Raw genomic sequence first — 22,413 nt, forward strand, 5'->3', positions numbered from 1 at the left:
CATCCCTCCGCGCCCGTGCGACCGTGCCTTGAAGGTTTGCGGCCGCATTCGGGCAGAATTGCACAATTCGCACATAAGTAATGAAATAGTCACAGAAATTTTTGCCCGAAACAATGTGTTTCCGGCGCTTCCCTTGCCCGCCCGCCCCGGTTTCGGCACATTGGCGACACGGGCCGCGCGTTGATCCTTCCCTCGATCATCTCTCCGCGCGGTCCCCTGTGACCCTGCCCCTTTCCTCATCGCGCCACCCATGCCAATCTCGGCCGAAACCGGGAGGGCAAATGCCGATCACCACCTGCATTTTCGATGCCTATGGCACGCTTTTCGATGTCACCGCCGCCGCCCGCGAGGCAGCAGGCGAACCGGGGCGCGAGGCGCTGGCCGAGGTCTGGCCCGGGCTGGCCGAGGACTGGCGGCGCAAGCAGCTTGAATACACCTGGCTTCGCGCGATCACCGGCGAACACAAGGATTTCTGGGCGGTCACCCAAGACGGGCTGGACTGGGCGCTGGACGCGCAATCGCTGTCGGGCGATGCAGACCTGCGCGACCGCCTGCTGGCGCTCTACCGCGAATTGTCGGCCTTTCCCGAGGTGCCCGACATGCTGGCGCGGCTCAAGGCAGCGGGGTTTGCCACCGCGATCCTGTCGAACGGTTCGCCCGGAATGCTCGATGACGCGGTCGGATCGGCGGGGATCGGCGACCTGCTGGACGATGTGCTGTCGGTCGAAAGCGTCGGCATCTTCAAACCGGCCCGGCAGGTCTATGAACTGGTGACGACACGCTTCGCCTGCGCGCGCGATTCGGTGCTGTTCGTGTCCTCGAACGGATGGGACGTGGCGGCGGCGACGGGTTTCGGCTTTTTCACCGCCTGGGTGAACCGCGCCGGCGCACCGCAGGACCGGCTTGGCCATCCGCCGCACGAGATCCTGCCAGACCTCACTGCCATTCCCGACATTGCGCAGGCGATCTGATGACTGAGATCCGGTATTTCACCGCGAAGGACGGCACCCGGCTGGCCTGGCGCGACGAGGGCGCGGGCCTGCCCGTGATCGCGCTGGCCGGGCTGACGCGCCATGGCGGCGACTTCGATTTCGTGGCCCCGCACCTGTCGGATGTGCGCCTGATCCGGCCCGACTATCGCGGCCGCGGAGCCTCGGGGCGGGCCGATTGGCAAAGCTACACGGTTCCGCAAGAGGCTGAGGATGTGGTCGCGCTGATGAATCACCTGGGCCTGAAGCGCGCCGCGTTCCTCGGCACCTCGCGCGGCGGGCTGATCGCGATGGCGCTGGCGGCCAGCGTGCGCGAGCGGGTGATCGGCGTATGCCTCAACGATGTCGGCCCGGTGGTCGATGCGGAAGGGCTGGCCGGGATCGAGGCCTTCATCGGCCGCAACCCTTCGGCCCGGACCTTCGAGGAGGCGGCAGAGGCGCGGGCGCGCACGGCGGTGGGTTTCTCGGACGTGCCGGAAGGCCGGTGGCTGGCCGATGTGAAAAACCTGTTCGTCCGGGGCGAGGATGGGCTGGTCGTCAACTACGACCCGGCCCTGCGCGAGGCATTCCTGGCCGGTTACGTGCCCGGCCAAGCGGTCGAGGTCTGGCCCTTGTTCGAGGCGCTCGACGGTCTGCCCCTGGCGCTGATCCACGGTGCCGGATCGGATCTTCTGGCCGCGGCGACGGTGGCCGAAATGCGCGCGCGCCGGCCCGACATGATCTATGCCCGCGTGCCGGGGCGGGGGCATGTCCCCTGGCTCGATGAACCCGAGGCGCTGGCGGCGATCCGCGCCTGGCTTGAGGCTTGCCGATGAACATCGACATGATCCGCGCCGCCGCCGCGCGCCTTGACGGCCATGCCCGGCGCACACCGCTGCTAGGCTCGCCGTTTCTCGACGAAATCGCCGGGCGGCGGGTGCTGGTGAAGTCCGAATGCCTGCAACACACCGGCAGTTTCAAATATCGCGGCGCGCGCGCGGCGCTGACGGCGCTGGACCCGGCCACCCGGGCGCGCGGTGTCATCGCCTTTTCCTCGGGCAACCATGCCCAGGGCGTGGCGCTGGCGGCGCGCGAGCTTGGCGTGGCGGCGTTGATCGTGATGCCGTCGGACGCGCCGAAGCTCAAGATCGCCAACACCCGCGCGCTGGGGGCCGAGGTGGTGCTCTACGACCGCGCGACCGAGGATCGCGACGCCATCGGCGCGCGGCTGGCGGGCGAACGCGGGCTGACGCTGGTCAAACCGTTCGACGAACCCGAGGTGATCGCCGGGCAAGGCACCGTGGGGCTGGAGATCGCCGCGCAGGCCGCGGCGATGGGCATCGAGCGCGCCGAGGTTCTGGTGCCCTGCGGCGGCGGCGGCCTGACCTCCGGCATCGCGCTGGCGCTCGAGGCCGAGGCACCGGGGTTTCGGGTGCGCCCGTGCGAGCCCGAGGGATTCGACGACACCCGCCGCTCGCTGGCCGCCGGGGAAATCCGCACCAACGCGCAGATGACCGGCTCGATCTGCGACGCCATCGTCACGCCCTCACCCGGCAAGCTGACCTTTCCGATCATGCACAGGCTGTGCGGGCCGGGCCTTGCGGTCAGCGACGACGATTGCCTGCACGCGATGGCGCTGGCCTTCACCCGGCTCAAGATCGTGATCGAGCCGGGCGGCGCGGTCGCGCTGGCCGCGGCACTTTGGCATGGCGACGACCTGACCCGGGAAACCGCCATTGTCGTCGCCTCCGGCGGCAACGTCGACGCGGCGCTGTTTCGCGAGGCGCTTGAACGCTTCGGCTGAGCCGCCCTGTCCCCGATCCCCGATCTGGCCTAGACAGGGGCCGTGCCGTTAACGAAAGGTCCGCCCATGAAGTTCTCCATCGCCTCTTTCAACGTCAAGAACCTGATCGGACCGGACAAGGAATATTACCAATTCCAGAGCTACACCCCCGAGGAATACGCCTGGAAACGCAACTGGACCGCCAACCAGCTTGTCGATCTGGACGCCGACGTGATCGGCTTTCAGGAGATTTTCGAGGAAGAGGCGCTGGTCGACGTGATCGGCGAGGCCAGCACAAGGGCGCGCGATCTGAACGGCGCGGTGATCCCCGACCGGGGCAAGGCCTATGCCCGCAAGGTGATTTTCGACAAGCTGGGCGTCATGCCCTATGACGAGGGCGCGCTGGTCTTCGCCCCCAATGCCGCCGACGCGGGCGAGCCGGGCAAGCGCAGACCGGGCGTCGCGGTCCTGTCGCGGCTGGGCTTCGCCGGGCCGCCCGAGGTGATCCAGGACCTTGCCACGCCGCTCGAAATTCCCTTTCAGCCGCTGCGCGGCACCGATCCGGGGCTGGATGCTGGCCGCTACGTGCTGCGCCGGTTGTCGCGCCCGATCCTCAAGGTGCGCATTCCGGTGGGCGATCAGGTCGTCACGCTGTTCAACTGCCACCTGAAGTCCAAGCTGGGCGAGCATATCACCCCGCCCGGCGCGGCCTTCGCACCCGAAGAAGACCTGACCCGCTACGACCCCGTAGGCCGCGCCATGGGCAGCCTGCGCGCCGCCGTGCGCCGGATGGCCGAGGCCTGGGTGCTGCGGCGCGAGATCGTGAGCGAACTGGCGGCGGGCAACCCGGTGGTGGTGCTGGGCGATTTCAACGATGGCGAACACGCGGTGAGTTCCGAGATCATCGCCGGCGAAGTCCCGTTCAGAAACTACGCCTGGATGCTGCGCCACGATGCCGAAAGCTACAATGACCGCTATTCCCCCGAGGAACACATCGTCATCACCGCCGCCGTCGAGGCCGCGCGCCTGCATTCGGCGGAAAGCCTGTTCGTCGCCCGGTCGCTGCGCGACATGGTCTATACCTCGGCGTTCATGGGGGTCTACGAGTCGATCGACCAGATCCTGCTCAGCCGCCATTTCCATCCCGAAAACGACGGGCGGATCGCGGATATGGAGTATTTCTCGGTCCTGAACGACCACATCACCGATGGTTCGCACCCGGAAGCGCCCTACAACAAGCTCGCCTCCGACCACGGCCAGATCAAGGCGCATCTCAGGTTGCGGTGACGGCGGGTTTCACTAGGCTCGGGCATGTTCTGACGGAGACCGAACCATGTTGATGGCAGACCTCGGCGATATCCGGGTGCATTACGACGACCGGGGGCCAAAGGACGCCCCGGTTGTGGCGTTCGCCAATTCGCTCGGCACCGATTTCCGGCTTTGGGACGCGGTGCTGCCGCATCTGCCGGACGGCTTGCGGATTATCCGCTACGACATGCGCGGCCACGGGCTGACCACCGCACCCGAGCCGCCCTATTTCATGGGCGACCTGGTCGGGGACGCGGCGCGGCTGCTGGATCACCTCGGCGTCAGGGAATGCGTGTTCGTCGGGCTTTCCATCGGCGGCATCGTGGCGCAGGGGCTGGCCGCCGAACGGCTCGACCTGGTGCGCGCGATCGTGATCTCCAACTCCGCCGCCCGGATCGGCAACCGCGCGATGTGGGACGAACGCATCGCGGCGGCCCGCGCGGGCGGTGTCGAGGCGCTGGCCGATGGCACGATGGAGCGCTGGTTTGCCGCGGCCACCCGCAAGGACCGCCCCGGGCTGGTCGAGGCCTTTCGCAACATGCTGACGCGCACGCCGCTGGACGGCTATATCGGCTGCATGGAGGCGATCGCGGAAACCGACCTCTACGAGTCCACCGCGCGGCTGAAACTGCCGACACTGGGGATTGCCGCCAGCGAAGACGGCTCGACCCCGCCCGACATGGTGCGCGAAACCACCGACCTGGTGGCAGGGTCAAAGTTTCACCTGATCCGGGGCGCGGGCCACCTGCCCTGCGTCGAGAAACCGGCGGACTATGCCGCCGCGCTGACACGGTTCCTGCAAGAGATCGGACATATCTGAATGGCGAAATTCCTTCTGGTTCACGGCTCCAACCACGGCGCATGGTGCTGGCGCGACCTGATCCCGGCGCTGACGGCACTTGGCCACGACGCGCGCGCCATAGACCTTCCGTCACATGGCGAGGATGCAACGCCGATGGCCGAGGTCACGCTGGACGGCTACGCGCAGGCGATCCTCGATGCGCTCGACGGGCCGACGGTGCTGGTCGGGCATTCGGCGGGCGGCTTTGCCATCACCCGCGCCGCCGAGATCGACCCGGCCAACATCGCCGGGCTGGTGTTCGTCTGCGCCTACGTCCCCGCACCGGGCAAGAGCCTGGTGGACATGCTGCGCGAAGCCCCGAGCCAACCGCTCAAGGGCGGGCTGGAGGTCGGGCACGACGGTGCCGCGTTCCGCTTCAAGGAGGACACGGCGCGCAGGCTGGTCTATCACGACTGCCCGCCCGAGGCGGTGGAGTTCGCCCTCGCCCATGTCGGCTGGCAGCCGATGGCGCCGCAGACCACGCCGGTGGCGTTCACCGGCAAGGGCGCTCACCTGCCGCGCGACTACGTGCTGTGCACCGAAGATCGCACCATCGAACCAGCCCACCAACGCCAGATGAGCGCCGGGTTCGACCAGGGCCATGTGCACGAGATCAATACCGGCCATTGCCCGTTTCTGTCCGACCCTAAGGGTCTGGCCGGGCTCATCGACCGGATCGTAACGGCGGGCTGAACCGGCCACAGGCCATGAGGGACCAGCAGGAAAAGGAAACAGCCATGCAGACGATCAAGGCCGCCGTGCTGCACGAAATCGGCCAGCCGCTGGTGATCGAGGACATCGCCATCCGCGCGCCGCGCACCGGTGAAGTCGAGGTGACGATCGACGCGGTGGCGATCTGCCAGTCGGATATCTCCTATATCGACGGCGGTTTTCCCTGCGCCCTGCCCGCCGTGATGGGCCACGAGGCCGCCGGGCGGGTGACGGCGCTTGGCGAGGGCGTCGCCGGGCTGGCCCCGGGCGACCCGGTCGTCGTCACCCTGATCCGGGCCTGCGGCACCTGCCCGTCCTGCCGGGCGGCGCATCCGGCTATTTGCGAGACACCCCATGCCCCGACCGATGGTCCGATTTCCACCACGGCGGGTGCGGCGCTGTTCCAGGGGCTGAACTGCGGCGCGTTTGCCGAAAAGGTGGTGGTCGATCACAGCCAGGTGGTGCGCCTGCCGGACGGCATCCCGATGGACGCGGCCTCGCTTCTGGCCTGCGGGGTGATCACCGGGGTCGGCTCGGCGGTCAATGTCGCGCGCATCCGCCCCGGGCAAAGCGTGGTGGTGATCGGTGCAGGTGGCGTCGGGCTGAACGCGATCCAGGGCGCGCGCATGGCCGGTGCGACAAGGATCGTCGCGGTCGACATGAGCGAAGCCAAACTGGACGACGCCCGCGCCTTCGGGGCCACCGACGGGGTTCTGGCCAGCGGGGACAAGCCGTGGAACGAGGCCAAGCGGCTGCTCGGCGGGCGCGGGGCGGACGCGGTGCTGGTCACGGTCGGGCTGGCGCCAGTCTATGACAGCGCGCATCGCTACCTCGCCCCCGGCGGTAACATGGTCATGGTCGGGCTGCCCCATGCCCGCGACAAGGCCAGCTATTCGCCGCTGGGAATGGCCAATGCCGGGCAGAGCATCCTGGGTTCGATGATGGGCGACGCGGTGATCGGGCGCGACATCCCGTGGCTGGTCGAGATGTATCGCCAGGGCCGCCTGATGCTCGATGAGCTTGTGTCCGGGCGCTACCGGCTCGACCAGATCAACGAGGCCATCGCCTCGACCCGGTCGGGCACGGCCCGGCGCAACGTGATCGTGATGCGGGAATAGGGCGGGCGGTTGGCGACCCCTGAAGGACTCGAACCCTCAACCTGCGGATTAGAAGTCCGCTGCTCTATCCAGTTGAGCTAAGGGGCCGCTGGCCAGAGGGATAGCCTTGCAGCCGCGCCCCATGCAACTCGAAACGGCGCAACTCGAAACGACCGTCAGCCGCGCAGCTTGCGCGCGACCATCCAGGTGACAGGGGCGGCGATGACGAACCCTGCAACGGCGGCGTAGATGATCGGCATCGTGGTGGTGAACCCCGCCGTCAGCGCGGCGACGATCAGCGACCCGGCCAGCGTCGTGCCGGCAACGAAGTAGAGCGCGAGAAGCAGAAACATGTCCATATCCCTTTCAGACCTATCAGGCTTGCCGCAAACTGACCCCGGCATGCGGGCGCGTCATTGATCCAGATCAGAGGTTTCGCCCCTTCGGGCGCGACCTTTTTGCATTCCTCAGCGCATCCGGCCGGCCACGACCATCGCGACGGGCCAGCCGACGACATAACCAGCCAGCGCCGCGCCGAGCAGCGGCCACGGCCCGGTGATACCCGCGACCAGCGCCGCCACCACGCCGACCGCGGCCAGCGTGGAGCCGATCATCGGGCCGAGGAAAAACACCAGCCGGGTCATGCCTCGGGCTTGGTCATCCGGCTGAGCACGTCGGATTTCAGCACGAACTGCTGGTAGAGCGCGCCGAGCACATGCAGCCCGACGATGACCAGCAGCAGGTTCTTCATCAGCTCATGCCCGTCGGCAGCCTGTTCGGCACCGCCGAACCAGGCGGCGATGCCCGAAATCGGCAACAGGATCAGCAGCAGGTAGAGCAGCCCGTGCGTCGCCCGCGCGACGAATTTCAGCACCGCGGGTTCGTCCGCCGGAAGCGCGATCGCGCCGCGGCGCACGCGCAGCACGATGCGCCAGATCACCAGCAGCAGGATCAACACGCCGGTGGCGATGTGCTGGGCGATCATCGGGCTGAAGCCGACCTCCAGCCCGTCTTCGACCCGTTCCCAGCCTTCGGCGATGGCGTCGTGGAACAGGAATTGCGCTGCGACCAGCAGCAGAATCGCCCAGTGCAGGGCGATCTGGGTGCGGGTATAGCCTTGGGTCATGGGATTGCCTCCAATACGGGTGGGGCAAGTCCCTTGCGCGCCACCTGACTCCGTTCACTGATTTGTGACGGATGTCGGGGCGCGCGGCAAGAAAGACAAGACTGGCACGTGACGACAAATCGCCCCAGCCTGTCGGACGCGGACCCTCAGCGCACGGGCGCGCCGCGCCTCACCGACCAGTCCGGGTCTTCGCGCCGCACCTTGCGGGTATTCCAGATGCCCGCAGGCACCCCGATGGCCGCGCCGATGATGCCGGCCACGACAAAGGCGGCCCAGGAATACCAGCCGAACGCAAAGAACGCGACCAGCGCACCGCCGGCGATACAAAGCGCCCAGAGGGGAATGAACAGCAATCTCCATCCATAGGTCATGACGGTCTCCTTTCGGTCTGAGAAGAGAACGCTTGGAGCCGGGGATGGTTCCGGTGGCACGTCCAACCTGCGGTTTTCGATAGGCTGGACCATGTCCCGCACCTGATGCGGGTCGACCGCGGCGACGGAATTCGCCAACCACGGCCCGGTGGTGTCGGTGACGACGTGTGGAGTCCGGTCAGGAATCCATCTTCAACGCCGAAATGAACGCCTCTTGCGGGATATCCACCTTGCCGAACTGGCGCATCTTCTTCTTGCCCGCCTTCTGCTTTTCCAGCAGCTTCTTTTTGCGCGTTGCATCGCCGCCGTAGCATTTGGCCGTCACGTCCTTGCGCAGCGCCGACAGGGTTTCGCGCGCGATCACCTTGCCGCCGATGGCCGCCTGGATCGGGATCTTGAACATGTGGCGGGGGATCAGGTCCTTGAGCTTTTCGACCATCGCCCGTCCGCGCATCTCGGCGCGGTCGCGGTGCACCATGGTCGACAGCGCATCCACCGGCTCTTCATTCACCAGGATCTGCATCTTGACCAGGTTGTCGGCGCGGTAGCCGGTCAACTGGTAGTCGAAGCTGGCATAGCCCTTGGTCACCGATTTCAGCCGGTCGTAGAAGTCGAACACCACCTCGTTCAGCGGCAGGTCGTAGACCACCATCGCCCGCGACCCGGCATAGGTCAGGTCGAGCTGGATGCCACGCCGGTCCTGGCAGAGTTTCAGCACATCCCCGAGGAACTCGTCCGGCACCAGGATCGTCGCCTTGATGCGGGGTTCCTCGATATGGTCGACATAGGTCAGGTCGGGCATGTCGGCGGGGTTGTGCAATTCGCGCATCGTCCCGTCCTTCATGAAGATGTGATAGACCACGCTGGGCGCGGTGGTGATCAGCTCGATGCTGTATTCACGCTCCAGCCGGTCGCGGACCACTTCGAGGTGCAACAGCCCGAGGAACCCGCAGCGAAAGCCGAAGCCCAGCGCCGCCGAGGTCTCCATCTCGTAGCTGAAGCTCGCGTCGTTCAGCGCCAGTTTCTCGATCGCGTCGCGCAGGTCTTCGAACTCGGCCGAATCCACCGGAAAGAGGCCGCAGAACACCACCGGGACCGACGGCTTGAAGCCCGGCAGCGCGCGGTCGGTGCCCTTTTTCTCATGCGTGATGGTGTCGCCCACCCGCGTGTCGCGGACCTGCTTGATCGAGGCGGTGATGAAACCGATCTCGCCCGGCCCAAGCTCGTCCACCGGCATCATGCCGGGGCGGAACACCCCGATCCGGTCGACCTGGTGGACCGATCCGTTCTGCATCATCCTGACCCGGTCGTTCTTTTTCAGAACCCCGTCCATGATGCGCACCAGCACGATCACCCCGAGATAGGCGTCATACCAACTGTCCACCAGCATCGCCTTGAGCGGCGCGTCGCGCGTGCCCTTGGGGGCGGGCAGGTGGTGGACGATGGCCTCCAGCACCTCGTGGATGCCGACGCCGGTTTTCGCCGAAACCCGGATCGCGCCCGAGGCGTCGATGCCGATCACGTCCTCGATCTGCTCGGCCACCCGGTCGCAATCGGACGCCGGCAGGTCGATCTTGTTGAGCACCGGCACGATCTCGTGGTCCGCGTCGATCGCCTGGTAGACGTTGGCCAGCGTCTGCGCCTCGACCCCTTGCGTCGAATCGACCACCAGCAGCGAGCCTTCGACCGCGCGCATCGAGCGGCTGACCTCGTAGGCGAAATCGACATGGCCGGGCGTGTCGATCAGGTTCAGCACATAGGCCTCGCCGTTGTCGCTGGTGTAGTTCAGCCGCACCGTGTTGGCCTTGATGGTGATGCCGCGCTCGCGCTCGATATCCATCGCATCGAGCATCTGCGCCTTCATGTCGCGCGCCGAGACGGTATCGGTCTCCTGGATCAGCCGGTCGGCAAGGGTGGATTTGCCGTGGTCGATATGGGCGACAATCGAGAAATTGCGGATATGGGCGAGGTCTGTCATGGGCGTGGATATGCGGGGGAAAGGGGCGTTCGTCAATGGGGATGCCACCCCTGCGGCGGACGGCGGGGTGAACACGGCTCTACGGGTCCGGGGTATCTCCCCCGGCACGCTGTTTCGATTGCCGGGCGACGACGCCAAGGCCGTGGGCGGCGGAGTTTAGGATGGCGCGCGCCTTGGGGTCGTTCATCGTTTCGGCCTCGGCATGAAGCCAGGCGACCGCCGCGCGCAGGGCCATGCGATGTCCCGCCTTGAAGTCATCGCTTCGGTCGGGTCCGCAGATCAGCCCGCGCGGCAATCGGTTGAATGGGTCGCGGTCTTCGGTCACAGATCCAGCTTGCCCTGCCGCCCCCGATCCTCCTCGCGGGCGGCCTTCTTGAAGGTGTCGGAGCGCGACAGCGGCAGGCGCAGGGCGCGGTCGCGCAGTTCCAGCGCCTCCTCGATGCTGACGATCTGGATGCGCGGCACCGGCTCGAACCCCTCGATCTCGCACAGCCCGGCGGCGGCGGCCTCGGCGATCATGGTCTTCTTGGGTTCCGTGAGGGTCAGGAAGATGCCGACCTCGGCACCCTCACGCTCGATCACACCGCGCAGGTCGCGGACCATCGAGACGCCGATGTTGTCGCCGGCCTTGACCGAGACGATGGCGCGGTGGGTCTTGCCGAAATAGATATTGCCGTCGATGCCCCGGTCGGCGCCCTTTTTCGACATGTTGCCGGGCTGGGCGTTGATCAGGGACAGCGCCCATTTCTCGAACTCGAAATAGTAGTTCTTGTCGTCGCGCCCGCGCCGGGCCATGTCGCGCGCGCCGGATATATCCTGCGGCACGCCGTGGGTGGTGAACTCAACGTCCTCGAAGGCGTCGCGCAGGCGTTTTTCGATCAGGCCGATGGCCAGATGGGTCACGTCGATGCCGATCCATTTCCGCCCCAGCTTCTGCGCCGCGTGAACCGTGGTGCCGCAGCCGCAGAACGGGTCGAGCACCACGTCGCCGGGGTTGGACGAGGCCGAAAGGATGCGCTCCAGCAGGGCGACGGGTTTCTGGGTGGGGTAGCCGAGGCGTTCTTGGGCTTGGGAGTTGATCGGACGAATGTCGTCCCAGTCGTCCGAAATCGGAACGCCGGGCATCTCATCAAGGTAGCGCTTGTATTGCGGAACACCCCCCGGCTTTGTTTGAACTATACGCCCATCCTGTATGAGCTGCTCCATTTTCTCCCTAGTGTATCGCCAATACCGCGTAACACCCATCACTTCATAGTGCGCATTCCCTTTTGCCGCACCACCCGGTCCGGTCAGGTTATCTAGCCGATAATGCCGACCGTTCTCGTCTTTGTTTCGATATTTTGTTGCAACATATTTTTCGTCATATTCACCGAAAGGCTGATTGTAGATCAGTTCACCTGTGCCTTCTTTCCAGTAGCGAAAAATTATATCTCGCACCCTGGGGAAGTGTTTTGCCCCCTGCTTGTAATCCGCTTTTGCCGTGGTCCGGCGCCAACTGATCTCGTTCACAAATCTCTTCGCACCAAACACCGCATCCAGCAGTATCTTCAGGTAGTGGCTCGCGGTTGGGTCACAGTGCAGGTAGAGGCTGCCGGTGGGCTTCAAGACCCGGTGCAGCTCGATCAGCCTGACCGCCATCATCGCCAGATAGGCCATCATGTCGTTCTCGCCCAGAAACGAGCGCATCGCGCGCAGCATTTCCGCCGCCGCCCCGTTGCCCGAGCGCAGCACCTCGCCAAACGCCGCCTCGGCTGAATCGTTCCAGTGCCAGGTGTCGTCGAACGCCTCGATCTGGGCGGCGGACTCGTTGCCCGACGGCCCCTTGAACAGCACGTTATAGCTGGCATTCGAATTGAACGGCGGGTCCAGATAGATCAGATCGACGCTCTCATCCGCGATGGAATTGCGCAGCACTTCGAGGTTGTCGCCATAGTAGAGATGATTTGTCATACTGCCCGGATACGCCCAAATGGTTGACGCGATCTTTGCGCATCCTGACCGGGCAGGCAAGGATCGAGGGGCGATGACCCAGACAGCCATAAAACAGGTGCGCGTGACCGGGCGGGTGCAGGGCGTGGCGTTTCGAGCCTGGACCCGGGCCGAGGCGGCGCGGCTGGGGCTGACGGGCTGGGTGATGAACCGGGGCGACGGCGCGGTCCTGGCGCATCTCGAGGGGCCGCGCGAGGCGGTCGAGGCGATGCTGACCCTGATGTGGCAGGGGCCGGGGGCGGCGCGGGTTCAGGACGTGCAGGCCGAGGACGTGGCCGCCGAGCCGGGATTGTCGGGGTTCACCATCCGCCATTAGCCCCGGGCGTATTGTGGTCACGCGCCGGGCGGCGTAATGATAGCGCAAACGTAGCCGATCCCGAGTGCCGCCATGTCCGACATCCTGACCGTCACGCTCAACCCCGCGCTCGACATCTCGACGACGGTCGACCATGTGCGCCCCGGCGACAAGCTGCGCTGCGCCGCCCCGGTGCGCGACACCGGCGGCGGCGGCATCAACGTGGCCCGCGCCATCGGCGAGCTTGGCGGCATGGCCACCGCCTTCGTGGCGCTGTCGGGGTTTCACGGGCAGGAGTATCTCGACCTGCTCCGGCACGAACCTGTGACCCCCGAAGTCTACGAAATCCACGGCGAAACCCGGCAATCGCTGGCGGTCACCGACCGCTCCACCGGCAAGCAGTTCCGCTTTGTCATGCCCGGCCCGCGCTGGTCGCCGGACGAGGCCGATGGCGCGCTCGACGCGATCGCGGCGGTGACGCCCAGGGGCGGCTATGTGGTCCTGTCCGGCAGCCAGCCGCCCGGCGTGCCGCTGCATTTCCCGACCCAGTTGGCCGCGCGGGTCGACGAGGCCGGGGCCAGGCTGATCCTCGACACCTCCGGCGCACCGCTGCGCGCGCTTCTGAATGTCGGGTCGGCGCGTCAGCACGTGCTGCGCCTTGACGGCGCCGAAAGCGAGGATCTGGCCGGGCGGTCGTTCGCCTCGCACACCGAGGTGGCGGACTTTGCCGAAGACCTGGTCAAGCGCGGCGTGGCCGAGGTCGTGGTGCTGGCGCTCGGCCCCGATGGCTCGGTGCTGGCCACCAAGGGCGGGCGTTGGCATTCCAACACGCCGCCGGTGCCGGTCAAGTCCAAGGTCGGCGCGGGCGACAGTTTCGTCGGCGCCTTCGCGCTTGCGGTCGAACGCGGCGCGGCCTGGCAGGATGCGCTGGTGCAGGGCGTCGCCGCAGCCTCGGCGGCGGTGATGAGCGACGCGACCGGCCTGTGCCAGAAGGCCGATGTCGAGGCGCTGGCAAAGGCCGCGACACTGGCCCGCATCTGAGCACAGGCGCGCGCGATGAAATTGCGGCGACCCGCGATTTCTGCTATCGAATCTCGCAATCACAACCGGGAACGCCGGGAACGAAGAGGCAGACCATGAAACGGACGATAGCGGCCCTTGCCCTTGGCATGGCCATGTTCAGCGCGGCCCCGGCCCAGGCCGGCGGCATCATCGAAAACGCCTGTCTGGGGTCGGACCGGCCCGGGCGCACGCGGGTGCTTTGCAACTGTATCCAGCAGGTCGCGGACACGGTGTTGTCGTCCAGCGAACAGCGGCGCGGCGCCAAGTTCTTCAAGGACCCGCACGAGACCCAGGTTCTCAGGATGTCGGCCAGCCGGTCGGACGCGGCGTTCTGGCAAAAGTGGCAGGTGTTCGGCGCGACGGCCGAGAAATACTGCCAGTAACCCTCAGAACAGATCGCGGACCAGCCCCGCCGCACACAGCTCGATCAGGTCCAGCGTGGCCTCGAAATCGCGCGTGTAATAGGGGTCTGGCACGTGGTCCAGCCCGGTCTCGGGGACATAGTCGGTGAACAGGCGGACCGGCGTCGTCGCGCCCTCGGGCCGCAGCCGTTCGATATCGGCGCGGTTGTCCTGGTCCATCGCCACGATCAGATCGAAGTCGAGGAAATCGCGCCGGGTGAACTGGCGCGCACGCAGCCCGCGCAGGTCGATCCCCCGCCGGGCGGCGGCGTCGATCATCGGGCGATAGGGCGGCTTGCCGCGATGCCAGTCCGAGGTGCCGGCACTGTCCAGCCGCAGGCGGTCCCCGACGATCTCGCGCACCACCCCTTCGGCGGCGGGCGAGCGGCAGATGTTGCCGAGACAGACGAAGAGAACGCGCCGGGTCATCCCCGGGCTTCTAGCCGCCGCCCGCCGGGCCGACAAGTCAGCGCAGCACCCCGGCGCGCAGCATGGCGCGGGCATAGAGCCACAACAGCAGCGCAACAACGATCACCGCCGCCGAGAACGCCATCGCGCCGGGCCCCATCATATCAACCACATCGGTGCCCCCGGCGATGGTGAACGAGATGTTGACGATGATCCCGATCAGCGAGACCGAGAACGACAGCGCCGCCAGCCGCGAGCGCAGCAGAAGCAGGATCGAGCCGAGGATCGCCCCCCAGACGCCGAGCGCCCAGAAGATGTTCAGCCAGACCGGCAGCGCGTCGTACCACGCGGCCTGGTCCGGCGTCATCATCGCGCGGTAGCTTTCGACCCCCATCTGCATCATCAGGTAGTCATAGACCCCGCCCGCGTTCCACGCGAGCGACACGATCCCGATCACCCAAAGGTGCCACGGTGTCCTCATCGGTTCTCCCCTCCCCGTTCGCGCCAGACCATTTTCATGTAAAGCCGCCCGCCGGCCAGTTCGTCCAGCATCTGCCGTATGCGTTTTTCCCGCGTCTCGGCGCGTTTCGCCCGCGCGATCCAGCCCAGGTAGTCATTGCGCTGATAGGGCGGACGGGCCTGGTAAGCCTCGTCCAGCCCCTCGGCCCTGAGCCGGTCGGCAATGTCATCGGGCATCGGGTTCGGATCGCGCCTGAGCATGGTTTGAGCGTGGCGGCTTGCGGCGATCCGGTCAAGCGGGCAGGATTTCGCCATGAACATCGTCATCCTCACCGGCGCCGGGATTTCCGCCGAAAGCGGGCTGGGCACGTTTCGCGACGTGGGCGGCCTGTGGACCAGGTACGACCTGAACGAAGTGGCCACGCCCGAGGGGTTCGCGCGCAACCCGGCCTTGGTGCACGAGTTTTACAACGCCCGCCGCGCCGTCTGCCGGGATGCGGCCGCGCATGCGGGGCATCTGGCCCTGGGCCGATTGATGCGCGCCATGCCGGACACGGCCACGCTGGTGACCCAGAACATCGACACCCTGCACGAACGCGGCGGGGCAAAGGGCGTGATCCACATGCATGGCCGGCTTGACCGCGCGCTTTGCGCCGCCTGCGGCCACCGCTGGGACGCGCCCGACATCATGGCCCCTGACGACCCCTGCCCGGCCTGCGCCGCGACCGCGACCCGGCCTGACGTGGTGTGGTTCGGTGAGATGCCCTACCGCATGGACGAGATCATGGCCGCCCTTTCCCGGGCCGATCTGTTCGTCGCCATCGGAACCTCCGGCAGCGTCTATCCGGCGGCGGGCTTCGTGGCCGAGGCGCGGCAGGCCGGGGCGCGGACACTGGAACTGAACCTCGAAGCCTCCGATGTCGCGCATGCCTTCGACAAGGCCCGCTATGGTCTGGCGAGCGAGGTGGTGCCCGCCTGGGTCGACGAGGTGCTGGCCGGTTCGCCCCCCGCCTGATCGCGCGGACCTTCGCCGCTCAGTGCGCCCCGTCGCATTTCCCGTGATCGCCAAGGGCTGCGAGAATATCGCATTCATGCCCCGGCCCGCCATCACAGCTTTGCACGATCCGGGCAAGCTCGGCCTCAAGCTGCCTCAGCCGCGCGATCCGCTTGCGCACGTCAGCCAGGTGCGTCGTCGCGATGCGGTGGGTGTCGGCATGGCTGGTCGGGTCGAGCATGATCAGCTCGCGGATCGCCTCCAGCGGCAGACCGAGGGCGCGGGCATGGCGGATGAAGGCCAGCCGGTCCAGCCCGGCCTTGTCATAGCGCCGCTGGTTGCCCTCGGTGCGGCCCTCGGGCACGATCAGCCCAAGCCCCTCATAGTATCGGATCGTCGGCACCTTGACCCCGGTGCGACGCGACAACTGGCCTATGGAAAACAACGTATTTTTCCCCTTGAACCTCTAGCGACTAGAGAGATTACATAGGTCTGGCGGAAAGGAAACCCCATGCCCCACGACCATTCCGGCCACCACGGCCACCACCATCACGTCGACCCCGACGCCGGCGACCGCGCGGTCGGAGCGGCGGTTGCGATCAATGTCCTGCTGACGGTCGCCGAGATCGTCGGCGGCATCCTGTCAGGCTCGGTCGCGCTGATCGCCGATGCGGTGCACAACCTGTCGGACGCCGCCTCGCTGGCCATCGCCTGGGGCGCGCGCAAGATCGCCCGCAGGCCCACCGATGCGACCATGACCTTCGGCTACAAGCGCGCCGAACTGGTGGCCGCGCTGATCAACTACTCCACGCTGATCCTGATCGGCCTCTACCTCGTGTGGGAGGCCGCCCAGCGTTTCATCGAGCCGCCCGGCATCGACGGCGTACTGATGATCGCGGTGGCGGGATTTGCGCTGGTGGTCGACCTGGTGACCGCGCTGCTGACCTACCGGCTGTCCAGGCAAAGCCTGAACATCCGCGCCGCGTTCCTGCACAACCTCGCCGACGCGCTGGGATCGGTCGCGGTGATCGTGGTGGGCGTGCTGATCCTGTGGTTCGACTGGCGGCTGGCCGACCCGATCGTGACGCTGGGGATCGCGGGCTATATCCTGTGGCTGGCCCTGACCGAGATCCGCACGGTGATCCGCATCCTGATGCTGGGCAGCCCGCCGGATATCGAGCCGGGCGAGGTGCTGGATGTCATGCAGGCGGTCGAGGGCGTGGTCAACGTCCATCACCTGCACATCTGGCAGATCTCGGAACACGCCACCTCGCTCGAGGCGCATGTGGTGACCGAGGCGGAAACCCTCGACGATCTCGCCGCGGTCAAGGCGCGGGTGCGGGCGGCCCTCAAGGACCGGTTCGCGATCACCCACGTGACGCTCGACACCGAGCAGCCGGGGGCGGCGTGCGATGGGGCGGCGCAGATCGGGGCCTAGTCGACGATCAGCGTGAGCATATGGTAGATCAGCGCCGACATCAGCGCCGCTGCCGGCACCGTGATCACCCAGGCCGCAACGATGGTCATGAAATGCGACCGGCGCACCAGCTTGCGGCGGCGCACTTCCTCGGCGGCAATCCGGGTTTCGGCAGGGCGGTTCTGGTTGTTCGCGCGCCGGCGCCGCGTGGCGTGCCATTCACGGTAGAACCCGACGCCGAACACACCGCCCACGGCGATATGCGTGGAACTGACCGGCAGACCCAGCCAGCTGGCCACGATCACCGTGATCGCGGCCGACAGCGCCACGCAATAGGCGCGCATCGGGTTGAGCTTGGTGATCTGGCTGCCGACCATGCGGATGAGCTTCGGCCCGAACAACAGCAGCCCGAAGGAAATGCCGAACGCCCCGATCACCATCACCCAGAGCGGGATCGTGACCTTGCCGGCGAACTCGCCGATGCTCTCGGCATGGACGATGGCGGCCAGCGGGCCGACCGCGTTGGCCACGTCATTGGCGCCGTGGGCAAAGGACAGCAGCGCCGCCGACAACACCAGCGGCAGGGCGAACAGCGTTTTCAGCGACTTGTTGCGATTCTCCATGCCCTCGGACTGGCGGCGAATCAGCGGCGCGGCGGCGACATAGGCCAGCGCGCCGACCCCGACGCCGATCATCAGCGCCACCGGCAGGTCGATATCCACGATCCGCTGCAGGCCCTTGACCCCGAGATAGGCCGCGAACGCGCCCGCCATGATGCCGATCAGCACCGGCACCCAGCGCCGGGCCGCGGCGATCTTGTCGTCCTGGTAGATGATATAGCGCTTGATGAAGGCCAGGAACGCCGCCGCCACGACACCGCCCAGCACCGGTGAAATCACCCAGCTGGCGGCAATCGCGCTCATCGAGGTCCAGTTGACCGCGCCCAGACCGGCCGCGGCGATCCCCGCGCCCATCACGCCGCCCACGACCGAATGGGTGGTCGAGACCGGCGCGCCGACCCAGGTGGCCAGGTTGACCCACAGCGCCGACGAGATCAGCGCCGCCATCATCGCCCAGATGAACACGTCCGCCTGTTCGACCGAATGCGGGTCGATGATGCCCTTGGAAATGGTCGACACCACGTCGCCACCGGCCAGAAGCGCGCCCGCGCTTTCGAACAGCGCCGCGATCACGATGGCGCCGCCCATCGTCAGCGCATTGGCGCCGACCGCCGGGCCCATGTTGTTGGCAACATCGTTGGCGCCGATGTTCAACGCCATGTAGGCGCCGAACGCCGCCGCCGCGATCACCACGTAATTGGTTGGTTTCTGGCCGAAAAATACCGTCGAGATCAGGGCGGCGACGACGATGAAGGCCAACGCGATACCCATGCCCACCATCGGGCGCGCGACATACTGGGTTGCAAGTTCGAGCTGGCCGATGCGGCCGAGATCCTTGTCCAGTGTTTGCCACTGGCGACCCTTTTTCCCGATGCTCACGACACGCCCCCTGCGGCGGTTTTTGGAAAACCGAACGGTTCAGGGGGCGGTTACCGCACTGGCGGACGTAATGCAACGCCGCGTTTTCGACGCCTGCTCAGAAGGCGCGCAAAAGCACTTTCAGGCTGTCTTCCTCGACAAGGTCGGCGGCCGTTTCGAGCGGCACCCACTGGCGCTTGCGCTGGCCCGCCTCGGGATAATCCTCGACGTATTCCTTGACCTTGAGCGGATAGACCCGGGCCGAGCACGGCTCTTCCAACCCGTCGTCATGGTGTTTGACATAGGCGAATTCGCCCACCGGCTTGCGCCCTACGCGGGCGGTTTTCACCCCGGCCTCCTGCCAGGCTTCGATGCGCGCGGCCTCGGCGGCGGATTTGCCGTCCATCGGCCAGCCCTTGGGCAGCATCCAGCGACCGGTGCCGAGGGTGGTGATCAACAGCACCTCTTTGCGGCCCTTGGATTTGCGATAGCACAGCGCCGCGACCTGGAAGCCGCTGGGACGCTTGATCATGGGGCGAAAGACCTCGCCCCAAGCTTTGGATATCAATGACGACATTTCGAAACCGCCTGTTTTTTCTTGTTATTGTCTGATGAATATAAGGAAATAGTTGACGAAATGCAAACCACTGTCGGGTTTGTGCACGCAAATATCACTTTTCACGCGGTTTGGCGCGCAGGGTCGGCGCGGCGGCGGTCGGATCTTCCGGCCAGGGGTGCCTGGGATAGCGTCCGCGCATGTCCTTGCGCACATCGGCGTAGGAACTGGCCCAGAATCCCGGCAGGTCGGTGGTGGTCTGCACCGGACGCCCGGCGGGCGACAAGAGCGTCACCCGCATCGGCGTGGTCCCCACCGTCGGGTGCCGGGTCAGCCCGAACATCTCCTGCAGCCGCACCGATATTTCCGGTGCCTCGCCGGAATAGTCCACCGGCACCTTGCGGCCCAGCGGGGTGACGAACTGCGCCGGTGCTGCCGCGTCGAGCCGCTGCATCTGCCCCCAATCCAGCCGGGCGCGCAGCGCGTCGAGGATGTCGAAGCGTTTCCAGTCGGCGGCACTTCGCACCCCGGCCAGGTGCGGCAACAGCCAGTCCTCCAGCCCGTCCATCAGCGCCGCCTCGGTCATCTCCGGCAAGTCCCTGTCCGCCGCGCGCACAAGCTCGACCCGCGCCATGAACCGCCGCGCACCCGGCGAGGGGGCCAGCCCGATCTGGCGCACCCCGTCCAGCATCGCGCGTGCCACCACCTGCGGGTCGGCGTCGCGCCAAACCCGGTCATCCAGCACCAGCGCGCCAAAGCGTTCCTGTTCGCGCGCCACCACGCGGCCCTCGCGCCGCGACCAGTCGCAGACACGCACCCAGCCGATCGCCTCGCCATGCACCGCGCGCAACTCGGCCTCTGTCAGCGCGGTCGCCATGCGCACCCGCGCCTCGCGCGGGTTGCCGTCGGTGTCGGTGACGACGATCAGCCGCTGCCCGGCCAGCGGATCGGCCTCATCCAGCACCGCGCCCTTGCCGCCCGACAGCACATAGCGCGGATCGTCCCCCGGGCGGCGCAGGCCCACCCGGTCGGGATAGGCCAGCGCCGCCATCTGCGCCCGGGCAAGGTCCGGCCCCGCCTCCACCATCCGCGCCAGCCGCTTGGCCTCCAGGCGGATGCGCTCGACCGTGCCACGGTTGGGCGCGATACCGTGCTCGCGCTGAAACCGCCCCGGATCGGCAATCGCCGCCAGCCGCAGGGACAGCTCCACCGGCCCGCCGCGCGGCAGCGGATCGCGCTCCTCCAGAAGGGCGGCCAGCGACGCCGCCGCCTTTCCGGCGCGCACCAGCATGTGCCCGATGCGCGGATGCAGCGGCAGCCGCGCCAGCGCCTTGCCATGCGCGGTGATCCGGCCCCCGTCCAATGCGCCAAGGCTTTCGAGCAGCGCCCGCGCCTCGCCCAGAACCCCCGGATTGGGCGGCGTCAGGAACGCGAGCCCAGCACCGTCGCCCGCCCCCCACAGCGCCAGTTCCAGCGCCAGCGGCGTCAGGTCGGCGACCTCGATCTCGGCGGGCGCAAAGGCGGGCAGCGCCCCCTCTTCGCCCTTGGTCCACATCCTGTAGCATGTGCCGGGCGCCACCCGCCCCGCCCGGCCCCGGCGCTGATCCGCCTCGGCGCGCGAGACACGCTCCGTCACCAGCCGGCTCATCCCCGACCCCGGATCGACCCGCGCGCGGCGGGCCCGACCGGCATCGACCACGACGCGGATATCCTCGATGGTCAGCGAAGTCTCCGCGATCGACGTGGCCAGCACCACCTTGCGCCCGCCCGCCTCCGCCCGGATCGCCGCGCGCTGGGCGGCCATCTCCATCGCCCCGAACAAGGGCCGGATCACGCAGCCCTCGGGCAACCGCCCGGACAACGTCGCCTCGACCCGCCGGATCTCGCCCTCGCCCGGCAAAAACACCAGCACGCCGCCCCCGGTCTCGGCCACAGCGCGTTCGACCAGCGCCGCCACCGACGCCTCGAACCGCTCGGCCTTGGGCAAGGGCGAATCCAGCCAGATGGTCTCGACCGGGAACGCCCGCCCCTCGGACAGCACCACCGGTGCATCGTTCAGCAGCGCCGCCACCGGCCCGGCGTCGAGCGTGGCCGACATCACCAGCACCACCAGATCCTCGCGCAGCGCCCCCCGCGCCTCCCAGCACAGCGCCAGCCCCAGATCGGCGTTGAGCGAGCGTTCGTGAAACTCGTCGAAGATCACCGCGCCGACACCCTCGAGCGACGGGTCCGATTGCAGCATCCGGGTCAGGATACCCTCGGTCACCACCTCGATCCGGGTCGGCTTGCCCACCTTGGCCTCACCCCTGATGCGATAGCCGACGGTGTCGCCCACCGCCTCGCCCAGCGTCTCGGCCATCCGCTCCGCCGCCGCGCGCGCCGCCAGCCGTCGCGGCTCCAGCATCAGGATCCGGCCCTCGATCAGGCCGAGAAGCGCCAACGGCACCCGCGTGGTCTTGCCCGCCCCCGGCGGCGCCACCAGCACCGCACGCCGGGCACGGGCCAGCGCGGCCTGCACTTCAGGGATCGCATCGTCGATGGGAAGGCGGGGCATCATGGCCCCGTTATCGGTGCAGCCCTAGCGGCGGACAAGCGCAACCTTGCCGTGGATCGTATCGACCACCGCCTGCCTCACCCTGAGCCAGGCGCCGGACAGGTCGTAATCCACTGAAAAGGGGAAATGCGTCGCTTCGGCCATCTCCTCGGCGGTATAGCCCGACAGGCGCACCGCGACGCCAGTGCAGGTCACGCCCTCGGCCCCCCGGCTTTGCTCGGCCAGTTGGAACGACATCGCGCGCTTGCCGTCCCAGGTTCGCCCCGACACGGCGCAGCCCCGTTCCACCGCGCGGTCCGACAGGATCGACAGGATCGCGGCCAGCGGATCGACGCGGCGATCGCCCGACGCGAACGACAGATCCCGGGACGAGGTGCGATAGCCGGTGTCCATATCCTCGCGGTAATAGCTGGGGTCAAAGTCGGGATGGGTGCCGCGCCCGCGCGATTCCATCTCGAAGCGCACCCGCGCGATCAGCCCGACCACGCCCGTGGTGCGAAACTGCGACGCGGCGGCATAGCCGTTGCCCTCGGTGTTGATCGCCGTCGCCATCACGCCCACCGGCAGGCCGAACAGGCGCACCCCGAAACTCACCCGCTCGGTTTCGGCCATCACCG

The 22,413-nt window shown here is 67.3% G+C and carries 27 protein-coding genes and 1 tRNA gene; 12 read left to right on the forward strand and 16 right to left on the reverse strand.

What is annotated here, in order from left to right; all coding sequences use genetic code 11:
- Positions 1-281: 281 nt before the first annotated feature.
- The 7 genes from FVF75_RS13290 (at position 282) to FVF75_RS13320 (ending at position 6,729) form a co-directional block, all read left to right on the forward strand.
- Positions 282-971, forward strand: a complete 690-nt coding sequence (locus FVF75_RS13290; RefSeq protein ID WP_148378784.1) for a haloacid dehalogenase type II — start codon at positions 282-284, stop codon at positions 969-971.
- Positions 971-1,804 carry an alpha/beta fold hydrolase gene (locus tag FVF75_RS13295; RefSeq protein ID WP_148378786.1) on the forward strand — a complete coding sequence of 278 codons (834 nt, stop codon included), beginning with the start codon at positions 971-973 and terminating at the stop codon, positions 1,802-1,804. The genes FVF75_RS13290 and FVF75_RS13295 overlap by 1 nt, the downstream gene beginning before the upstream one ends.
- Positions 1,801-2,772: a threonine ammonia-lyase gene (locus FVF75_RS13300; RefSeq protein ID WP_148378787.1), complete on the forward strand. Its 972-nt coding sequence runs from the start codon at positions 1,801-1,803 to the stop codon at positions 2,770-2,772. The genes FVF75_RS13295 and FVF75_RS13300 overlap by 4 nt, the downstream gene beginning before the upstream one ends.
- Before the next feature lie 66 nt (positions 2,773-2,838).
- A complete protein-coding gene (locus tag FVF75_RS13305; RefSeq protein ID WP_148378789.1) occupies positions 2,839-4,038 on the forward strand; it encodes an endonuclease/exonuclease/phosphatase family protein in 1,200 nt (399 codons plus the stop codon).
- Between the two features lie 46 nt (positions 4,039-4,084).
- Positions 4,085-4,879, forward strand: a complete 795-nt coding sequence (gene pcaD, locus FVF75_RS13310; protein ID WP_148378792.1) for a 3-oxoadipate enol-lactonase — start codon at positions 4,085-4,087, stop codon at positions 4,877-4,879.
- Positions 4,880-5,593 carry an alpha/beta fold hydrolase gene (locus FVF75_RS13315; protein ID WP_148378794.1) on the forward strand — a complete coding sequence of 238 codons (714 nt, stop codon included), beginning with the start codon at positions 4,880-4,882 and terminating at the stop codon, positions 5,591-5,593. It abuts the gene before it with no gap.
- Positions 5,594-5,637: 44 nt separating this feature from the next.
- Positions 5,638-6,729 (forward strand): Zn-dependent alcohol dehydrogenase, encoded by a 1,092-nt coding sequence (locus FVF75_RS13320; RefSeq protein ID WP_148378795.1) that lies wholly within the window; start codon positions 5,638-5,640, stop codon positions 6,727-6,729.
- A gap of 10 nt (positions 6,730-6,739) precedes the next feature.
- Here FVF75_RS13320 and FVF75_RS13325 read toward each other — a convergent pair.
- The 8 genes from FVF75_RS13325 to FVF75_RS17880 form a co-directional block, all read right to left on the reverse strand.
- Positions 6,740-6,816, reverse strand: a tRNA-Arg gene (locus FVF75_RS13325).
- A 68-nt stretch (positions 6,817-6,884) separates the two neighbouring features.
- Positions 6,885-7,061, reverse strand: coding sequence for a CTP synthetase (locus tag FVF75_RS13330; protein ID WP_148378797.1), 177 nt, complete (start codon positions 7,059-7,061; stop codon positions 6,885-6,887).
- 114 nt (positions 7,062-7,175) lie between these two features.
- Positions 7,176-7,352 (reverse strand): CTP synthetase, encoded by a 177-nt coding sequence (locus FVF75_RS13335; RefSeq protein WP_246138089.1) that lies wholly within the window; start codon positions 7,350-7,352, stop codon positions 7,176-7,178.
- On the reverse strand, positions 7,349-7,834 hold the full coding sequence (locus FVF75_RS13340) for a cytochrome b (protein ID WP_148378799.1): 486 nt from the start codon (positions 7,832-7,834) through the stop codon (positions 7,349-7,351). Before FVF75_RS13340 ends, FVF75_RS13335 begins: the two co-directional genes overlap by 4 nt.
- A 146-nt stretch (positions 7,835-7,980) precedes the next feature.
- Positions 7,981-8,205, reverse strand: coding sequence for a hypothetical protein (locus tag FVF75_RS13345; protein ID WP_148378801.1), 225 nt, complete (start codon positions 8,203-8,205; stop codon positions 7,981-7,983).
- 178 nt (positions 8,206-8,383) lie between these two features.
- On the reverse strand, positions 8,384-10,183 hold the full coding sequence (gene lepA / locus FVF75_RS13350; protein ID WP_148378804.1) for a translation elongation factor 4: 1,800 nt from the start codon (positions 10,181-10,183) through the stop codon (positions 8,384-8,386).
- A gap of 79 nt (positions 10,184-10,262) precedes the next feature.
- Positions 10,263-10,418, reverse strand: coding sequence for a hypothetical protein (locus FVF75_RS17600; protein WP_166131737.1), 156 nt, complete (start codon positions 10,416-10,418; stop codon positions 10,263-10,265).
- A gap of 86 nt (positions 10,419-10,504) precedes the next feature.
- Entirely contained in the window at positions 10,505-12,133 is a 1,629-nt protein-coding gene (locus FVF75_RS17880) for a DNA methyltransferase (RefSeq protein WP_148378806.1), read from the reverse strand.
- Positions 12,134-12,206: 73 nt separating this feature from the next.
- Here FVF75_RS17880 and FVF75_RS13360 point away from each other — a divergent pair, with 73 nt between their 5' ends.
- From FVF75_RS13360 to FVF75_RS13370, 3 genes are all read left to right on the forward strand, one after another.
- On the forward strand, positions 12,207-12,488 hold the full coding sequence (locus FVF75_RS13360; RefSeq protein WP_148378808.1) for an acylphosphatase: 282 nt from the start codon (positions 12,207-12,209) through the stop codon (positions 12,486-12,488).
- A gap of 72 nt (positions 12,489-12,560) precedes the next feature.
- Positions 12,561-13,508 carry a 1-phosphofructokinase family hexose kinase gene (locus tag FVF75_RS13365; protein ID WP_148378809.1) on the forward strand — a complete coding sequence of 316 codons (948 nt, stop codon included), beginning with the start codon at positions 12,561-12,563 and terminating at the stop codon, positions 13,506-13,508.
- A 95-nt stretch (positions 13,509-13,603) separates the two neighbouring features.
- Complete coding sequence (locus FVF75_RS13370; RefSeq protein ID WP_148378811.1) at positions 13,604-13,912, forward strand: hypothetical protein; 309 nt, start codon at positions 13,604-13,606, stop codon at positions 13,910-13,912.
- 3 nt (positions 13,913-13,915) lie between these two features.
- Here FVF75_RS13370 and FVF75_RS13375 read toward each other — a convergent pair whose 3' ends face one another.
- From FVF75_RS13375 to FVF75_RS13385, 3 genes are read right to left on the reverse strand one after another with little or no spacing between them, the layout of a single operon-like run.
- Entirely contained in the window at positions 13,916-14,359 is a 444-nt protein-coding gene (locus tag FVF75_RS13375; RefSeq protein ID WP_148378813.1) for a low molecular weight protein-tyrosine-phosphatase, read from the reverse strand.
- Positions 14,360-14,396: 37 nt separating this feature from the next.
- Entirely contained in the window at positions 14,397-14,819 is a 423-nt protein-coding gene (locus FVF75_RS13380; protein ID WP_148378815.1) for a hypothetical protein, read from the reverse strand.
- Positions 14,816-15,124, reverse strand: coding sequence for a YdeI/OmpD-associated family protein (locus FVF75_RS13385; RefSeq protein WP_222861230.1), 309 nt, complete (start codon positions 15,122-15,124; stop codon positions 14,816-14,818). Before FVF75_RS13385 ends, FVF75_RS13380 begins: the two co-directional genes overlap by 4 nt.
- On the opposite strand from FVF75_RS13385, the gene FVF75_RS13390 reads away from it, so the two are divergent.
- A complete protein-coding gene (locus FVF75_RS13390; protein WP_148378817.1) occupies positions 15,111-15,812 on the forward strand; it encodes an NAD-dependent deacylase in 702 nt (233 codons plus the stop codon). The two genes, FVF75_RS13385 and FVF75_RS13390, sit on opposite strands and share 14 nt — an antisense overlap.
- A 19-nt stretch (positions 15,813-15,831) precedes the next feature.
- Here the strand turns inward: FVF75_RS13390 and FVF75_RS13395 are convergent, their stop codons facing one another.
- Positions 15,832-16,236 carry a MerR family transcriptional regulator gene (locus FVF75_RS13395; RefSeq protein ID WP_148378819.1) on the reverse strand — a complete coding sequence of 135 codons (405 nt, stop codon included), beginning with the start codon at positions 16,234-16,236 and terminating at the stop codon, positions 15,832-15,834.
- Between the two features lie 66 nt (positions 16,237-16,302).
- Here FVF75_RS13395 and FVF75_RS13400 point away from each other — a divergent pair, with 66 nt between their 5' ends.
- Positions 16,303-17,229 (forward strand): cation diffusion facilitator family transporter, encoded by a 927-nt coding sequence (locus tag FVF75_RS13400; RefSeq protein ID WP_148378821.1) that lies wholly within the window; start codon positions 16,303-16,305, stop codon positions 17,227-17,229.
- On the opposite strand, the gene FVF75_RS13405 is transcribed toward FVF75_RS13400, so the two are convergent.
- The 4 genes from FVF75_RS13405 to FVF75_RS13420 all read right to left on the reverse strand — a co-directional run bounded on the left by FVF75_RS13405 (position 17,226) and on the right by FVF75_RS13420 (position 22,408).
- Positions 17,226-18,707: an inorganic phosphate transporter gene (locus FVF75_RS13405; protein ID WP_148378822.1), complete on the reverse strand. Its 1,482-nt coding sequence runs from the start codon at positions 18,705-18,707 to the stop codon at positions 17,226-17,228. The two genes, FVF75_RS13400 and FVF75_RS13405, sit on opposite strands and share 4 nt — an antisense overlap.
- Positions 18,708-18,804: 97 nt before the next feature.
- Complete coding sequence (locus FVF75_RS13410) at positions 18,805-19,218, reverse strand: NUDIX hydrolase (protein WP_246138090.1); 414 nt, start codon at positions 19,216-19,218, stop codon at positions 18,805-18,807.
- 139 nt (positions 19,219-19,357) lie between these two features.
- Entirely contained in the window at positions 19,358-21,796 is a 2,439-nt protein-coding gene (gene hrpB, locus FVF75_RS13415; RefSeq protein WP_148378826.1) for an ATP-dependent helicase HrpB, read from the reverse strand.
- 24 nt (positions 21,797-21,820) lie between these two features.
- On the reverse strand, positions 21,821-22,408 hold the full coding sequence (locus tag FVF75_RS13420; protein WP_187393075.1) for a DUF3108 domain-containing protein: 588 nt from the start codon (positions 22,406-22,408) through the stop codon (positions 21,821-21,823).
- Positions 22,409-22,413: the final 5 nt, after the last annotated feature.

Source organism: Maritimibacter fusiformis (genome assembly GCF_008086115.1).
GTDB classification, from domain to species: Bacteria; Pseudomonadota; Alphaproteobacteria; order Rhodobacterales; family Rhodobacteraceae; genus Muriiphilus; species Muriiphilus fusiformis.

Bases quoted from the DNA above. Each gene is read 5' to 3' on its own strand.
- FVF75_RS13370 (WP_148378811.1), top strand. From the start codon at position 13,604: ATGAAACGGACGATAGCGGCCCTTGCCCTTGGCATGGCCATGTTCAGC.
- hrpB (WP_148378826.1), bottom strand. From the start codon at position 21,796: ATGCCCCGCCTTCCCATCGACGATGCGATCCCTGAAGTGCAGGCCGCG.
- FVF75_RS13345 (WP_148378801.1), bottom strand. From the start codon at position 8,205: ATGACCTATGGATGGAGATTGCTGTTCATTCCCCTCTGGGCGCTTTGT.
- FVF75_RS13365 (WP_148378809.1), top strand. From the start codon at position 12,561: ATGTCCGACATCCTGACCGTCACGCTCAACCCCGCGCTCGACATCTCG.
- FVF75_RS13400 (WP_148378821.1), top strand. From the start codon at position 16,303: ATGCCCCACGACCATTCCGGCCACCACGGCCACCACCATCACGTCGAC.
- FVF75_RS13410 (WP_246138090.1), bottom strand. From the start codon at position 19,218: ATGATCAAGCGTCCCAGCGGCTTCCAGGTCGCGGCGCTGTGCTATCGC.
- FVF75_RS13420 (WP_187393075.1), bottom strand. From the start codon at position 22,408: ATGGCCGAAACCGAGCGGGTGAGTTTCGGGGTGCGCCTGTTCGGCCTG.
- lepA (WP_148378804.1), bottom strand. From the start codon at position 10,183: ATGACAGACCTCGCCCATATCCGCAATTTCTCGATTGTCGCCCATATC.
- FVF75_RS13360 (WP_148378808.1), top strand. From the start codon at position 12,207: ATGACCCAGACAGCCATAAAACAGGTGCGCGTGACCGGGCGGGTGCAG.
- FVF75_RS13305 (WP_148378789.1), top strand. From the start codon at position 2,839: ATGAAGTTCTCCATCGCCTCTTTCAACGTCAAGAACCTGATCGGACCG.
- FVF75_RS13390 (WP_148378817.1), top strand. From the start codon at position 15,111: ATGAACATCGTCATCCTCACCGGCGCCGGGATTTCCGCCGAAAGCGGG.
- FVF75_RS13330 (WP_148378797.1), bottom strand. From the start codon at position 7,061: ATGTTTCTGCTTCTCGCGCTCTACTTCGTTGCCGGCACGACGCTGGCC.
- FVF75_RS13290 (WP_148378784.1), top strand. From the start codon at position 282: ATGCCGATCACCACCTGCATTTTCGATGCCTATGGCACGCTTTTCGAT.
- FVF75_RS13335 (WP_246138089.1), bottom strand. From the start codon at position 7,352: ATGACCCGGCTGGTGTTTTTCCTCGGCCCGATGATCGGCTCCACGCTG.
- FVF75_RS13320 (WP_148378795.1), top strand. From the start codon at position 5,638: ATGCAGACGATCAAGGCCGCCGTGCTGCACGAAATCGGCCAGCCGCTG.
- pcaD (WP_148378792.1), top strand. From the start codon at position 4,085: ATGTTGATGGCAGACCTCGGCGATATCCGGGTGCATTACGACGACCGG.
- FVF75_RS13315 (WP_148378794.1), top strand. From the start codon at position 4,880: ATGGCGAAATTCCTTCTGGTTCACGGCTCCAACCACGGCGCATGGTGC.
- FVF75_RS13385 (WP_222861230.1), bottom strand. From the start codon at position 15,124: ATGACGATGTTCATGGCGAAATCCTGCCCGCTTGACCGGATCGCCGCA.
- FVF75_RS13380 (WP_148378815.1), bottom strand. From the start codon at position 14,819: ATGAGGACACCGTGGCACCTTTGGGTGATCGGGATCGTGTCGCTCGCG.
- FVF75_RS13295 (WP_148378786.1), top strand. From the start codon at position 971: ATGACTGAGATCCGGTATTTCACCGCGAAGGACGGCACCCGGCTGGCC.
- FVF75_RS13340 (WP_148378799.1), bottom strand. From the start codon at position 7,834: ATGACCCAAGGCTATACCCGCACCCAGATCGCCCTGCACTGGGCGATT.
- FVF75_RS13375 (WP_148378813.1), bottom strand. From the start codon at position 14,359: ATGACCCGGCGCGTTCTCTTCGTCTGTCTCGGCAACATCTGCCGCTCG.
- FVF75_RS17600 (WP_166131737.1), bottom strand. From the start codon at position 10,418: ATGGCCCTGCGCGCGGCGGTCGCCTGGCTTCATGCCGAGGCCGAAACG.
- FVF75_RS17880 (WP_148378806.1), bottom strand. From the start codon at position 12,133: ATGACAAATCATCTCTACTATGGCGACAACCTCGAAGTGCTGCGCAAT.
- FVF75_RS13300 (WP_148378787.1), top strand. From the start codon at position 1,801: ATGAACATCGACATGATCCGCGCCGCCGCCGCGCGCCTTGACGGCCAT.